Origin of the sequence: Campylobacter sp. P0085 (genome assembly GCF_002139495.1) — a bacterium.
GTDB classification, from domain to species: Bacteria; Campylobacterota; Campylobacteria; order Campylobacterales; family Campylobacteraceae; genus Campylobacter; species Campylobacter devanensis.
In genome coordinates, this window is sequence record NZ_MJKB01000005.1 from 106,577 (window position 1) to 120,732 (window position 14,156).

Annotated in this window: 14 protein-coding genes; 5 read left to right on the forward strand and 9 right to left on the reverse strand. The window is 31.8% G+C overall.

The features are described from left to right. Positions 1 to 122 precede the first annotated feature (122 nt). Genes CIGNP85_RS06740 through CIGNP85_RS06750 form a run of 3 tightly spaced genes read left to right on the forward strand, consistent with a single transcriptional unit; the run spans position 123 to position 2,378 of the window. Complete coding sequence (locus tag CIGNP85_RS06740) at positions 123 to 605, forward strand: GNAT family N-acetyltransferase (protein ID WP_086241060.1); 483 nt, start codon at positions 123 to 125, stop codon at positions 603 to 605. 19 nt (positions 606 to 624) lie between these two features. Further along, positions 625 to 1,245 (forward strand): uracil-DNA glycosylase family protein, encoded by a 621-nt coding sequence (locus tag CIGNP85_RS06745; RefSeq protein ID WP_086241059.1) that lies wholly within the window; start codon positions 625 to 627, stop codon positions 1,243 to 1,245. Further along, entirely contained in the window at positions 1,242 to 2,378 is a 1,137-nt protein-coding gene (locus CIGNP85_RS06750) for a hypothetical protein (protein ID WP_086287600.1), read from the forward strand. Before CIGNP85_RS06745 ends, CIGNP85_RS06750 begins: the two co-directional genes overlap by 4 nt. Before the next feature lie 26 nt (positions 2,379 to 2,404). On the opposite strand, the gene CIGNP85_RS06755 is transcribed toward CIGNP85_RS06750, so the two are convergent. The 7 genes from CIGNP85_RS06755 to CIGNP85_RS06785 are packed head-to-tail and all read right to left on the reverse strand — an operon-like array spanning position 2,405 to position 9,884. Beyond that, complete coding sequence (locus CIGNP85_RS06755; protein WP_086241057.1) at positions 2,405 to 2,809, reverse strand: YbgC/FadM family acyl-CoA thioesterase; 405 nt, start codon at positions 2,807 to 2,809, stop codon at positions 2,405 to 2,407. Further along, positions 2,809 to 3,282 carry a DUF4149 domain-containing protein gene (locus tag CIGNP85_RS06760; protein ID WP_086238685.1) on the reverse strand — a complete coding sequence of 158 codons (474 nt, stop codon included), beginning with the start codon at positions 3,280 to 3,282 and terminating at the stop codon, positions 2,809 to 2,811. Before CIGNP85_RS06760 ends, CIGNP85_RS06755 begins: the two co-directional genes overlap by 1 nt. Further along, entirely contained in the window at positions 3,282 to 4,073 is a 792-nt protein-coding gene (prmC, locus tag CIGNP85_RS06765) for a peptide chain release factor N(5)-glutamine methyltransferase (protein ID WP_086241056.1), read from the reverse strand. Before prmC ends, CIGNP85_RS06760 begins: the two co-directional genes overlap by 1 nt. Continuing rightward, entirely contained in the window at positions 4,060 to 5,256 is a 1,197-nt protein-coding gene (locus CIGNP85_RS06770) for a M48 family metallopeptidase (RefSeq protein ID WP_086287603.1), read from the reverse strand. The genes prmC and CIGNP85_RS06770 overlap by 14 nt, the downstream gene beginning before the upstream one ends. Positions 5,257 to 5,262: 6 nt before the next feature. After that, entirely contained in the window at positions 5,263 to 6,642 is a 1,380-nt protein-coding gene (locus tag CIGNP85_RS06775; protein WP_086287605.1) for a sodium-dependent transporter, read from the reverse strand. A gap of 9 nt (positions 6,643 to 6,651) precedes the next feature. Next, a complete protein-coding gene (gene abc-f / locus CIGNP85_RS06780; RefSeq protein ID WP_086242745.1) occupies positions 6,652 to 8,580 on the reverse strand; it encodes a ribosomal protection-like ABC-F family protein in 1,929 nt (642 codons plus the stop codon). A gap of 8 nt (positions 8,581 to 8,588) precedes the next feature. Then, a complete protein-coding gene (locus CIGNP85_RS06785) occupies positions 8,589 to 9,884 on the reverse strand; it encodes an MFS transporter (protein WP_086287608.1) in 1,296 nt (431 codons plus the stop codon). Positions 9,885 to 10,084: 200 nt separating this feature from the next. Between CIGNP85_RS06785 and CIGNP85_RS06790 the strand changes: the two genes are divergently transcribed. Then, a complete protein-coding gene (locus tag CIGNP85_RS06790; protein WP_179187395.1) occupies positions 10,085 to 10,681 on the forward strand; it encodes a M48 family metallopeptidase in 597 nt (198 codons plus the stop codon). On the opposite strand, the gene CIGNP85_RS06795 is transcribed toward CIGNP85_RS06790, so the two are convergent. Together CIGNP85_RS06795 and CIGNP85_RS06800 are read right to left on the reverse strand one after the other, a co-directional pair. Continuing rightward, positions 10,671 to 11,537: a carbon-nitrogen hydrolase gene (locus CIGNP85_RS06795; RefSeq protein ID WP_086268726.1), complete on the reverse strand. Its 867-nt coding sequence runs from the start codon at positions 11,535 to 11,537 to the stop codon at positions 10,671 to 10,673. The genes CIGNP85_RS06790 and CIGNP85_RS06795 overlap by 11 nt on opposite strands. Beyond that, a complete protein-coding gene (locus CIGNP85_RS06800) occupies positions 11,537 to 12,508 on the reverse strand; it encodes an agmatine deiminase family protein (protein ID WP_086287686.1) in 972 nt (323 codons plus the stop codon). Before CIGNP85_RS06800 ends, CIGNP85_RS06795 begins: the two co-directional genes overlap by 1 nt. A 139-nt stretch (positions 12,509 to 12,647) precedes the next feature. Here CIGNP85_RS06800 and CIGNP85_RS06805 point away from each other — a divergent pair, with 139 nt between their 5' ends. Beyond that, positions 12,648 to 14,147 carry an MBOAT family O-acyltransferase gene (locus tag CIGNP85_RS06805; RefSeq protein ID WP_086287612.1) on the forward strand — a complete coding sequence of 500 codons (1,500 nt, stop codon included), beginning with the start codon at positions 12,648 to 12,650 and terminating at the stop codon, positions 14,145 to 14,147. Positions 14,148 to 14,156 lie beyond the last annotated feature (9 nt).

Consider the following 14,156-nt stretch of genomic DNA (forward strand, 5'->3'; position numbering starts at 1 on the left):
GGGAAATTATATCAAATTTGACTTAAATTTTAGATAGTTTATTGGATTTTAAATCAAATTTTTTTCAAATTCAGCTCCAAATTGCTATAATCTAGCATAAATTTTAAAATTTAAGGTAGAAAATGTATAAAATTAGACCCGCCAAAAAAGATGATATCAAAGATATAATTAATCTTGTTAAAGAACTGGCTGAATATGAAAAGATGAGTGATAGGATAAAATTTAGTGATGAATTATTTCAAAATTCTATTTTTGAAAAAAAATACGCTCACATTTTAGTTTGCCAACATAGCGAAAAAATCATAGGATATGCTATATATTTTTATACCTTCTCTAGCTTTCTTGGGCGTGCGGGGATATATTTAGAGGATTTATATGTTCAGCCTAAATTCCGTGGCAATGGTATTGGTAAACAATTTTTAGCTATTCTTGCTAAAAAATGCATTGATGAAGGATTGGGGCGACTAGAGTGGGAGTGTTTGACTTGGAATAAACCAAGTTTAGAGTTTTATTATAAACTTGGCGCTAAAAATAGAGATGAGTTTTTTCATCTTAGACTCGATGGTAAAGAGTTGGAAAATTTAGCAAATTTTATTAAAGATTAAATAGCTTTTTGGTAGTATAATGGATAAAAATTATACCATTTACAAGCTTGAGATATTGCGTACAATGGGTTTTAAATTTGTTAGCTTTGATGAGATTTTACCACATAAAATATCTGAGTTTAACTCTTTAAAGCTATTAAATACACAAATAAAAAGCTGTAATCTTTGCCAGCTATGCAAAAGCCGAACTAACGCAGTCATTGGTAGTGGAAATATTAGTAGTGGTGTAGTTTTTGTGCTTGATAGTCCAAATGTTAGAAGCGATAAAAATGGTCTTTGTACTCCTGATGATTCGCTTTTGCGATATTTAAATTTAGCTGGACTTAACGCAAATGAGATATATTTTACATATATTTTAAAATGTATTAATAAGCAGAATAATTGGTATTATAATGATATTTGTACAAAGTTTTTTAACCAAGAACTTGCAATCATTAAACCTAAATTTATTGTAAGCTTTGGATTAAATTGTTTTAAAGAACTAGCTAAAAATGGCTCATTTGAGAGCCATAGAGGTGGCATTTATAGACTTAAAAATTCACTTTATATGCCGACTTTTGATAACGCTTGGATAGACAAAAATCCTAGTAAAGCTAATGAGTTTATAGCAGATTTAAAAAAAATAAAAGGATATTTATGAAAAATTTAATTATTTCATTTTTTATGATTTTTATAGCAGTCATACAGGCAAATTCGCAATCTAGATGTGATAAAGAGTGCTTAAAAGAGTTATCTCGTGGGGTTGATTTTATCCAATTTATCTACACTCCGCTAACTATGAGCGAACCTTTTAAGAGCTACTATGCTGGTATTAAAAAGCTTGCAACCATTCCAGAGATTGAGATTGGCCGCAAAGATATAAAAGTTGCCCTAATAATTCCTCAAGATGTAATAAAAAGCTACTCTGTAGTAGTAAGTGATTCAGTTTTTGCATATATTTTCAAACGTGATGTTGGTTCGCATATTGAGATATTTTATAGCGGTGATGAGAGTGCAGAAAATCTAAATTTAGCTATAAACAGAGCAAAAAATGCTGGATTTAAATATCTTATTGCTCCACTAACAACAAACGGCTTAGAGATTGTAAATAGCGATGATTATGATGATTTAATATTTTACATTCCAACAATCAATATCAAAAATATTTCAAACCCAAGATCAAATTTATTCTTTGGTGGCATTGATTATGAAGCACAAATTCAAAAGCTATTAACAAAAGCCAACCATAAAATAACCACATTTGGCGATGGTAGTAGAGTCTCAGATATGCTAAATAATCTAGTTACTAATAACACAAATGAAGCATATATTAAGAATATAGAAGGTAGTGATATAAAGCTAAATTTCTTAAAAAATAATTATAAAGTTAAAAATAGCTCTATATTTTTAAATACTCCATTAATTAAAAGCGCACTACTTAGTTCGCAATTTAGAGTATTTGAGCTTACACCTCACATACTGCTCTCAACTCAGCTTAACTATAATAGCGCTTTAATCAGCCTTACTCAAAGTGGTGATCGTAAAAATATGTATATTGCTAACTCCATAATGACTCCTGATAGCCAGCTAGAGACACTTAGTGCTATTTTAGGAGAAAAGCTTGATTATGATTGGGTGGCTTACTCTACAATGATTGGAATGGATTTTATATATCTAAACTACATAAACAAAAGCGCAAAAGCTATCTTTAAAGAAGAGATGCAAAATAATCAAATACAATACAATATAAATATTATGCGTGCTGGAAATTATGGATTTTATTTTGATGAGTAGTAATAGGTAAATCCTATTACTTAGCTTTAATGTTCATTTAACCGGCCAAAAACTCTAGCAAATTCTGGCTCAAGTCTAGAGAGCTTTCCATCGCTAATAAACCCTACTATAACCTTTGCACGAAATATCAATTCACGCTCGCACTCTCCTTTAATGTTTGCTACTTTATATATATCTTGAGCTAGGGTTAAACTTACACTGCCAACCTTGACAAGCTTGGTTTGAACATCTAATATATCTCCTAAAACAGTAGGTTTTAAATAGTGCGCTTCAAGCTTTGTAACTACAAAGTGACGACTATCATTAAATTCAATTCCCGAAGCAAATACTATCTCACTTCTAGCACGCTCACAAAATTTAATATAATTGCTATGATATACTATCCCACCACTATCTGTATCTTCGTAATAAATTCTAACCTTTAATCCCATTAACTCTCCTTACGCACTCTAATGAAAAATAGTGCCACTTGAGCCAACATCATTGCTTTCATCACAAATTCACTAGCTTTATGCATACTAGCAAATTCAGCCGTAGCAGTCGCTTCAGCGCCGATTTTTTGAGCTTGAAGAATATATGGCGTGAAATAAAATACAAACGACATAGCCAAAAGAGTTATAATAAGTGCTAAGAAAAATGCGCTAATTTTATAATTAAAACTCTCGCTATTTTTCAAATTAATAATCTCAAAAAGAAAAATTAGCGATGAGATAAATGTCAACATCACATTATATTTTAAAAATACTTGAGTCATTAATTGACCGCTTTGATAGTGGCTCAAAACTCCTTCGCCAATATATTGCGATGGATAAAATATCACAGGCGCCATAAATATCCCAATAGCAAGCTCAGCACCAATACAAATACCAAGCAAAAGCAGATAAAAACTTCTAAATTTAACCATTATTTTCCTTTATTATAAGCTACAAACCCACGATCTAATCCAGCTAAATCGGTATAAAACTCACTTTGAAAATCAAGCTTATCAAGATAATTTTTCATAGATTCTCTTTGATCATAGCCCATTTCGCAAATTAAATATTTAGCTCTAGATTTTGCTAGATTAATAATATCTTTTAATATCTCATCACCAATTTGACCACCTATTAATGCTGTTTTTGGCTCACTTAAAACCCATTTATCCAGCGGATAATTGGCTGCAATATATGGCGGATTAGAGATAATAATATCAAAATCACCATTAACTTTATCAAGATAATTTGACTCTATAAGCTCTATATCGACTTGAAATTTATCTTTATTTATCTTAGCATACTTGAGTGCATCTGGACTAATATCAGTAGCAATTATTTTAGCATTTTTAAGCTCTAAGGCTAAAGATATACTAATAATTCCACTCCCAACACCAATCTCAGCAATCCTTGGTGCATTAAATTTACTAGCTATCTCTAGGGCTTTTTCTATCAAAATCTCAGTCTCAAATCTTGGGATTAAAACTCCCTGCCCTACCTCAAAATCTCTTCCCATAAACTCACAACAACCAAAAATATACTCTAATGGCTCTCCATTTTTATATCTATCTAATAATTCTATGAATTTATCTTTTTTAGCCAACTCATCATTTAAATGTAAAAATATCCACTCTCTACTTTTTTTTAAATGAAACTCCATTAATAAGTACGCAAAACGATTACCAAATTCCTTGGCTAAGTTCAAACCATCACAAATTCTCAAGACGCTTTAGCCTCTCAAATAGGGTTGGATGTGAATGATATACAAAACTATAAAATGGATGAGAAAGTGGAAAAGATTTATTTTCTTTACCAAGTTTTTTAAGAGCTGATATCATATACTCTTTATTAGTTTTATTAGCGCCAAATTCATCAGCGCCAAATTCATGCGACCTAGAAAATGTCGATATTAAAGGCTCTACAACCACCATAAAAAGTGAAGAGTATAGCAAGAAAAAGATAAACAATCCGCCACCACTTTGTTCTAATCCAAGTGCGGTATAAATATTAACTGGAATATTTCCAAAAATTGCAAAAAAACCAAATAAAACCGCACTCATTAAGGCTATATTTTTAATTATATCTTTATGTTTGAAGTGACCAAGCTCATGGCCAAGAACTGCTATAATCTCATTTTTATCAAGTTTGTTTATTAATGTATCAAATAATACTACTCTCTTAGTCGCTCCAATCCCACCAAAATAAGCATTTAATCTATTATCTCTTTTACTAGCATCCATACTATATATACCACTACTTTTAAATCCACATGAGTTTAATAGATTATTTATAGCTAAATTTAACTCATCATTTTGCAATGGAGTAATCTTATTAAATATTGGAGCAATAATTGTCGGATATATCAAATTTACTAACAAAATTAATCCAAAACTAATCGCAAAAGCCCATATCCACCAGCTCTGCCCTAAAAACTCATAGCAATTTAATAAAATCCATGAAACTCCAAATCCAAATACAAAAATCATTATTATACTTTTAATAAAATCCATAGCAAAAAGCCCAACTGTGCTATTGCAAAAGCCAAATTTCTTATCCATTACAAATTTACTATATATCTCAAAAGGTAGGTTAATTACTGCCCCAATGACTAAAAATAAAGCAACAAGCAAAGCATCTCTTACTATAACCATCTCTATACCACTAAGGCTAGAAGCCAAAGCACTAGCGCCCCATACGCTCCATATAGCTACAGTAATAAATAGAAAAATATTATGAATTATCTCAAATTTTTGCTTTTGTATTGCTACGATTGCGGCATTATGAAATTCTGCCTTAGGCAATACTACTGGCTCCTTACATCTTTTAATGTAATTTATCTGTAAGATACTTAAAACCACTCTATAAATTGTAAATAAAGCATACAAAGTAATTAAAATTTCAAGCATAAAAACTCACTTTAAAAAATTATTATAAAAACTACTAATAAATACAACTAAGATTATAAATGGAATTACAAATTTAACATAATAAAACCACATATTTACAATAGTTTTTGAGCTTTTCGTTCCATACATTATCTCAGCTTTAGCCTCATCTTTTAGCACCCAACCAACAAAAAGCGCACAAAACAAAGAAGTCAGCACAAAAAATATAGTAGCACTAATAGCATCATAAGCATCAAATATATTTTTACCAAAAATTGTAATATCTGATAGGATATTTGTCGCCATCAAAGAAGGGATATTGCCAACTACAAAAATTACACTAAGTACTAACACAATAGCATTATGGCGTTTAATTTTAAATTTTTCTTCTAAAACAGTAATAATAACCTCATAAATTGGCAACGAAGTAGTAAGTGCCGCAATCATAAGTAGCCCAAAAAACGCAATAGCCATAATCTGACCAGCAAACATATTAGAAAATACTATTGGTAAGCTCTTAAATACCAAACTTGGTCCGCTATCAGGAGAAATTCCAAAAGTAAATAAAGATGGAAATATCATAAATCCAGCTACTACAGCAATTACGGTATTTACAATCCCAGTAATTACTGAGGTTTTTATAAGATCTTCATCCTTTCTTAAAAAGCTAGAAAGTGTAATCATAACCCCAAATCCAAGCGATAATGCAAAGAAAACTTGACCTAAAACATCGATAAATAGCTTCATAGTTATTTTACTAAAATCAGGCGTAAGATAGAATTTAATACCTTCAATAGCTCCATCAAGTGTGACATTCCTAGCAACCATAGCTAGCATCAATATAAATAGTAATGGCATTAGATATTTAGCGGCCTTCTCTATTCCATCTACTGCGCCTTTTACTAATATAATATAATTAATAAGCACAAAAATAGCTGTCATAATACCAATAGCAAGTGGCGAATTAATAATATTTATCTCATAAAACTCAGCTGTTACAGTAGCACTAATTGGCTGTGAAATATCAAATCCACCAACAATAATATTATATATATAATCTAACACCCAACCGCCAATTACCATATAATACGCCATAATACCAAAGGCACCACAAATCCCCATCCATCCGACAATTTTCCACAATGGATTTACTTTTTTACCATTTGCATAACCACCAAATGCATCTACTGAGTTGATATGTAGTCTTCTACCTATGGCATTTTCAGCTAAAATCATTGGAATGCCAATAACAATCATCGCTATACAAAATATAAGAACATAAGCTCCGCCGCCATTTTGGCCTACTAAATATGGAAAACGCCAAGTAGCGCCAAAGCCGATAGTAGCACCCGCAACAGCTAAAATATATGTAAGTCTAGAACTCCAAGTTTGTCTATTTTCTACCATTTATATCCCTTAATTTTGAGAAAGCTCAAGCACCTCAAAATACTCATTTTCTAGCAAATTCAATTCACCCTTTTTCTCTTCAAGCTCTTCAAATAGAGTTTGTAAGCCTATTTTTTGGTAAATTTCTGGGGTTGAAAGAGCGTGATTCAATTCACTTATTCTACTCTCTAAAGCTTCTATTAGTGCTGGGTGATTTTGTAGAATTTGATTTTGCTTATAGGTTAGTTTAACCTTAGATGTTTTTTGTTTCTCTTTAGTTTCTATGTTTTGACCTAGCTCTGATTCTATATCACTTAGCTGATTTAGCTCCTCTTCTATATCTAAGTATTCACTATACTCCATATAAATTTGCTCAATTTTGCCATTTTCATACGCCCAAAGCTTATTAGTAATCTTATCTATAAAATACCTATCATGGCTTACTATTAATATCGCTCCTTCAAAGCTAAGTAGATACTCCTCTAATATATTAATAGTAGCTATGTCAAGATCATTTGTTGGCTCATCTAAAATTAAACAATCATATTCTTTAGTAAAAAGAAGAGCTAAAGCTAGGCGATTTTTTTCTCCGCCACTTAGTACGCCCACAGGTTTGTCTAAAAACTCCTTTGGAAATAAGAAATTTTTAAGATATCCATACACATGATAATTTCTTCCGCGAACCATTATATGATCGCCACCATTAGGGCAAAATAGCTCAATTAAGGACTTATCATCACTAATACTCTTTCTGCTTTGATCAAAATAGCCAATTTTGATATCGCCACGATTGATTACACCACTATCTGGGCTTAGCTCTCCTAGCAATATCTTTAGCATAGTAGATTTACCGCTACCATTTCTACCTACTATTCCTATGCGCTCACCTTGTAAAACCCTAGCGTTAAAATCGCTAAAAAGTACCTTATTATCTATAGTTTTAGATAAATTTTTACACTCAAATAGCATCTTTTTGCGATTTTGATTTAATCCACCACCATTAAAACTCTTACTAGCTCTTTCTAGCTCTAGTTTAACTCTTCTAATTAATCCTGGATTTTTCTTAGCCTCTTCACGCATAGCTAAGATTCTTTGTTTTCTACCTTCATTGCGTTTTAGCCTTGCTTTTACACCGCGTCTTAACCACTCTTCTTCGCTTTTTAAATTTTTTATTAGTGTCTCGTGAGATTTAGCTAAGCTTCTTAGAATTTCCTCTTTTTTGGTTAGATAATTAGCATATCCTCCATCAAAACTTCTTAATGCTCCATCTTCAATCTCAACTGAACGAGTAGCAAGTCTATCGATAAAATATCTATCGTGACTAATAAATACAATTGTTTGATTAGAGGCTAATAATAGCTCTTCAAGAAATCTCACCATATAAACATCAAGATGGTTTGTAGGCTCATCAAGTAAAAGCACATCTGGTTTTTTTAATATTAAAGCACCAAGTGCTACTCTGCGTATCTCTCCGCCGCTTAAACTATTAACAAGCCTATTCTCATACTCTCTAAGCCCAAAACTATCTAAAATTCTCTCAATTTTATTTTCTATATTCCAACCATCTTTAGACTCAATAAATTTAACAAGCTCATCTTGACGATGAAGTAATTCATGATTATCATGCTCATTGCTTATTTTAGCTAAAACTTTCTCATACTCATCTCTAGCATCAAATATCTCTTTTAATTCATAATTTAATGCATCTTTTACGCTTAAATTATCATTAAATTTAGGTGATTGAGCTAACATCTCAATACTTATTGAGTTTTGCCTTATCACTCTACCGCTATCAATCTCGCACTCTCCACGCAAGATCTTCATTAATGTACTCTTACCGCCACCATTTTTACCTATTATGGCGATTCTTTCTTTTTCATTTACACTGAAATTCGTCTCATTTAAAATAATTTTATCGCCAAATTTTTTACTAACTTCTATAAGATCAATAAGAGCCATATCAATTCCTATATGTTAAGATCTTTGCGTCTAAGCATAAACCATATACTACAACCAGCAGCTATAAAGCCAAGAACTACCATATAATACGCCAAATACATAGGGTCAAATTTAAATACCATAGCAGTAGCAAATGGAGTAGTAACACCACCAGCTATAGCATAAGCAATATTATAAGCAAATGAAATCCCACTAAATCTAAGTTTATTAGGGAATATTGCAATCATCAAAAATGGCGCCCCACACGGCCCAACACAGGCTAGCAACCCACTTAGCAAGTATAAAATCAATACCATCTCAAAACTCGCCCCACTATAAAGCGCATCAAAATAGGCATAAACACTAATTGAAAATAATAAAGCCAATACTAAAGTAGTTTTAGCAATACCATATTTATCACTTAATCTACCATAAACAAAACAACCAAAACATAAAAGAACTATAGCACCCATCTGCATATATATAGTTGTAAGACGCCCTAACTCAACTCCATCAGCGTTAAATGCCTTAGGCATAAAATTTGGCATTAAAAGTATAAGAACAACAATACATCCAGTTAAAACCCAAGTGATAAGCATAGATACGATACTATCAATTTTATGAAATTTAAATACAGATTTTAAAGGAATTTTATCAAGCTCATTTCTCTCTTGCATCTCTTTAAATACCGGAGTTTCACTTAAATATCTTCTAAGATATATAGATATAATCCCAAAGACACCACCTAAAATAAATGGCAATCTCCACATCCCATCTCTAATCTCATTATCATTCCAAATATCTTTAACAATCATAGTAACAAAACTACCAAGCAAGATACCAGCTACAACTGCTGCTGTTAGAATGCTTATGCTAGTATATAGCTTTCCACGAGGTGCATGCTCACTAACAAATACCCACGCTCCAGGAAGCTCTCCGCCAATTGCAATACCTTGTAAAATTCTAATAATAACTAAAATAATTGGTGCTAAATATCCAATACTTTCAAATGTTGGCATAATACCTAATAAAAATGTAGGAATAACCATAAGCAAAATAGAGAGCATAAACATATTTTTACGGCCATTTTTATCCCCAAAATGTGCCATAATCACCCCACCAATCGGCCTAGCTAAATATCCAGCAGCAAAGGTGCCATATGTATTAAAAATAGCCCAAAATGGATCTAAATCAGCCGGAAAAAATAGCAATGATATATAAGAAGCAAAAAATACAAAGATAATAAAATCATAAAACTCAAGCATTCCACCAAGAGATGAAAGCCCCAAAATTCTAATGTCTGATCTACTAAATGATCTAGCCATCTTATTCCTTATTTAAAAAATTAAATCTAGTATTATACAAAAGCATTACTAAAATAGAGTTTAATAATAAAATCAAATATTAAATCAAATACTATTTATTTAAAAAATATTTAAATTTAAAATTTAAATTTTGAATATTTTTTAAATAAATATAGCAATAATTTAGATAAAATCTTGAAATTTAATCTTAAGGAATTAGCTTGATAGAGTATAAGGGTTTTAAAATAGAATATAGCAAAAAACGGGTAAAATATCTACGCTTAAAGATTACTAAAACTGGCGATATTAAGCTAGTAGCTCCACTCAATGCAAGCAAATTTCAGATAGACAGCTTTATCTCATCTCATACTAAATGGATAGAAAAAACCCTATCAAAAATCCCAAAAACAGACCCAAACTCCATAAAATTTCTAGGTAAAAACTATCAAATTCAAATTTCACCAGATTTTAAAATTATTGATAATCAAATATTTACACCAGATATTCAAACTTTTACAAACTACGCAAATAGCATATTAAAAGATCTAATAAACCAGTATATAAATATATATAATCCTAAAATAAATAGACCTATAAATGCCATAAGAATCAAAAAGATGAACACAAGGTGGGGGAGCTGCAATAGTAAAAAAGGCTACTTAAACTTTAGCACAAATTTAATTCAAAAAGATATCAAATTTATCGAATATGTAGTCCTTCATGAACTAGCGCACCTTATCTACCCACACCACCAAAAGGAGTTTTATAATTTTATCTACTCTTTAATGCCTGATTTCAAAGATAGGCTCAATCTATAAATCTTTTTGTGATATCGCCGTAAGACTCGACTCTTCTATCTCTTAAAAACGGCCACCATCGCCTAACTTCTTCGCATTTTTTCATATCTATATCTACTATTTGGACGATCTCATCTGTGGAATTGGCTCTAAATAGCTCCACGCCTTGAGCATCAAAAACAAAGCTATTTCCCCAAAATCTAATCCCACCACCGCACTCATCACTCTCAAATCCTACACGATTAACAGCGATAACAGGTAGATTATTGGCTACAGCATGCCCCCTTTGGACTGCCACCCAAGCTTCTAATTGAGCCGATTTAGTCGCTTCATCGTCTCCATCAAACCATCCAATTGCCGTTGGATATATCAAAATTTTAGCCCCGCTTAAAGCCATCAATCTAGCCGCTTCTGGATACCACTGATCCCAGCAAACTAAAACCCCAAGCCTACCTAAACTCGTATCAATAGGCCTAAAACCTAAATCACCTGGCGTAAAATAGAATTTCTCATAAAAATTTGGATCATCAGGGATATGCATCTTTCTATATTTGCCAGCCTCTTTTCCATCGCTATCAAAGACAACTGAAGTATTGTGATATAAGCCCTCAGCTCTCTTCTCAAATAACGAAGTTACTAGCACTATTTTATTATCCTTAGCTACATTAGACCAATAAATTTTATCTTTTTCATAATCATCTGCTAGATCAAATTTACCCACGCTCTCATCTTGACAAAAATACGCCCCTTGATGAAGCTCTTGAAGCACGACTAGCTGCGCTCCATCTTTGGCGGCTTTTTGAATCATCTGTGTAGTATACTTAATTGTGCTATCTTTGTCCCCATAATATCTATGTGCGATTAATGCTACTTTCACTATTTTATCCTTTTAAATCTATTTTGGCTTGAGCAGTGTAAGCTACCATTTTGCCTGATAAAGACTCTACTATCTACACCTATTATATCTTTATTAGGCAAAGCATTTTTAAGAGCATTTATAGCATATTCATCAGCCACCTTATCTGCATAAGTTGGTACAATTACAGCATTATTTATAAATATAAAATTGCAATATGTAGCGCCAAGTCTTTTGCCTTCATAAATTACAGGTTTTGGCAATGGTAGAGCTACAAGATTAAACCCAGCTGCTTCAAGCTCTTGCTTCATTAAATTTAATTCTTCATAATGCTCATCACTCTTATCATAGCAAGCAGCATAAGCTACTGTATTTTTATCAATAAATCTAGCTAGAGTATCTACATGACTATCGGTATCATCGCCTTTTATAAATCCATGATTTAACCAAATTATCTTTTTTAACCCAAACAGATCTTTTAGCCTTATCTCAAGCTCATCTTTACTAAATCTATTTCTATTATCATTTAATAAGCACTCAGTGGTTGTAAGCATTACTCCATCACCATTAAAATCTATACTTCCACCTTCTAAAATCAAATTAATCTCTTCTAATTTAGTTCCAAAATACTCAAATAACTTCTTATTTAGTGCATTATCTTTGCTACTTTTAAACTTTCCGCCCCAAGCGTTGAATTTAAAATCATAGCTGATAATCTCATCATCTAAATTCACATCGATAGCACCATAATCTCTAATCCAAGTATCATCGGTATCGATTTGTAAAAATTCGCAATTTTTATACTTTTTAAACCTATCAAAATCACTTGAATTTGGGGCGATCAATAGCACTTTTTGGTAATTACTAACCACCCTTACTAACTCTTCATAGCTATCTAAAATTTCATCTAAATACTCAGCCCAATCGCTATTAATATGCGGAATGCTAAGCATCAAAAGCTCTTGGTCTTCCCACTCGCCAAAGGCTCTAATCTTAACTAAATTTGCCATCAAAATACCTTTAATTAAATCCCAAAAGAATAACAAAATAAATTTTAAAATCCAATAAACTATAGATTAAATTTAGCAATTTTTTGCTATTATCTTGGGCTATTTTTACAAAAGGAGATTTATGGTTTTTAGCTCTTATGCTTTTATATTTGGCTTTTTGCCTGTTATGATAGTTGGATTTTATCTATTAAAATACCTTAATTATCATAGGGCTTCTAATATATTTTTAGTCCTAGGAAGTCTATTTTTCTATGCTTTTTGGAATGTTTTGTATCTGCCTATTTTGGTTTGGTCGATTTTGATAAATTACCTTATCGCTAGTAGAATTTTATCTATCAAATTAGCCAAATTGGGGGGAGGTAAGAGCCTTTTAATCATTGGAATTATCCTTAATCTTGGCTTACTTGGGTTTTTCAAATATACAGATTTTTTATTAGAAAATTTCAATCTCTTTAATCAAATTTTAAATTTAAATTTCAATATCCCCTTGCCACATATAGTTTTGCCTTTAGCTATATCATTTTTCACTTTTCAGCAGATCGCATTTTTAACTGATTGCTATAAAAATGTAGATATCAATGACCTAAGGGAGCATGGTAAAAAGATAGATTTTATAGATTATTGCTTGTTTATCAGCTTCTTTCCGCAGTTAATCGCCGGACCAATAGTCCATCACAAAGAGATGATGCCACAATTTAAAGCTAATGAGACTATCCCTACTCAATATCAATCCATAGCCAAAGGGCTATTTATCTTTAGTATTGGACTATTTAAAAAGGTATTTATCGCAGATAGCTTTGCGAAGTGGGCTAATGCTGGATTTAGCTATGTAGAAAATGGCGGGGTAATGAATATCATAGAGTCATGGGTAACATCGCTTTCATATACTTTTCAACTCTATTTTGATTTTAGTGGGTATTGTGATATGGCTATTGGGCTTGGGCTGATATTTGGTATCATCTTGCCTATAAACTTCAACTCACCATATAAATCATTAAGCATAACCGAATTTTGGCGTAGATGGCACATAACCTTAGGTAGATTCTTAAAAGATTATCTATATATTCTACTTGGTGGCAATAGATTTGGCAAGGTTTTAACCCTTAGAAATCTCTTTATCGTAGCATTTTTAAGCGGAATTTGGCATGGTGCTGGATGGGGATTTGTGATTTGGGGTGCGCTTCATGGCATTGCTATGGTGATTCATAGAATTTATCTATATTTTGATATCTCATTAAGATACGCAAATTCAAAAATCTATAAAATTTTTTGCTGGTTTATAACATTTAATTTTTTAAATATCACTTGGATATTTTTCAGAAGTCAAAACTTAGATGGGGCTTTGAATTTACTTAAAGGAATGTTTGGGGTTGTCTGGATAGAACTACCACAAAAGCTTAGATTTCCTTTTATTTTAGAGCAAATTGGCGGTAGAAATGATACTATAATATATCTTATCATCGCACTAATCATAACTCTAATGTGCAAAAATAGCATTGAGATGCTAAATTCATTTAAGCCAAATTTGAAAAACGCAATTTTCGCTGGATTGTTGCTATATATAGCACTCATCACACTTAGCATAACTCCATATGTAGAGTTTATATATTTTAATTTTTAAGGTTTTAAC

Excerpts from the sequence above, each read along its gene's own strand:
- CIGNP85_RS06760 (WP_086238685.1), bottom strand. The coding sequence starts at position 3,282 with ATGGTTAAATTTAGAAGTTTTTATCTGCTTTTGCTTGGTATTTGTATT.
- CIGNP85_RS06755 (WP_086241057.1), bottom strand. The coding sequence starts at position 2,809 with ATGGGATTAAAGGTTAGAATTTATTACGAAGATACAGATAGTGGTGGG.
- CIGNP85_RS06740 (WP_086241060.1), top strand. The coding sequence starts at position 123 with ATGTATAAAATTAGACCCGCCAAAAAAGATGATATCAAAGATATAATT.
- abc-f (WP_086242745.1), bottom strand. The coding sequence starts at position 8,580 with ATGGCTCTTATTGATCTTATAGAAGTTAGTAAAAAATTTGGCGATAAA.
- CIGNP85_RS06770 (WP_086287603.1), bottom strand. The coding sequence starts at position 5,256 with ATGCTTGAAATTTTAATTACTTTGTATGCTTTATTTACAATTTATAGA.
- CIGNP85_RS06785 (WP_086287608.1), bottom strand. The coding sequence starts at position 9,884 with ATGGCTAGATCATTTAGTAGATCAGACATTAGAATTTTGGGGCTTTCA.
- CIGNP85_RS06745 (WP_086241059.1), top strand. The coding sequence starts at position 625 with ATGGATAAAAATTATACCATTTACAAGCTTGAGATATTGCGTACAATG.
- CIGNP85_RS06750 (WP_086287600.1), top strand. The coding sequence starts at position 1,242 with ATGAAAAATTTAATTATTTCATTTTTTATGATTTTTATAGCAGTCATA.
- CIGNP85_RS06775 (WP_086287605.1), bottom strand. The coding sequence starts at position 6,642 with ATGGTAGAAAATAGACAAACTTGGAGTTCTAGACTTACATATATTTTA.
- CIGNP85_RS06805 (WP_086287612.1), top strand. The coding sequence starts at position 12,648 with ATGGTTTTTAGCTCTTATGCTTTTATATTTGGCTTTTTGCCTGTTATG.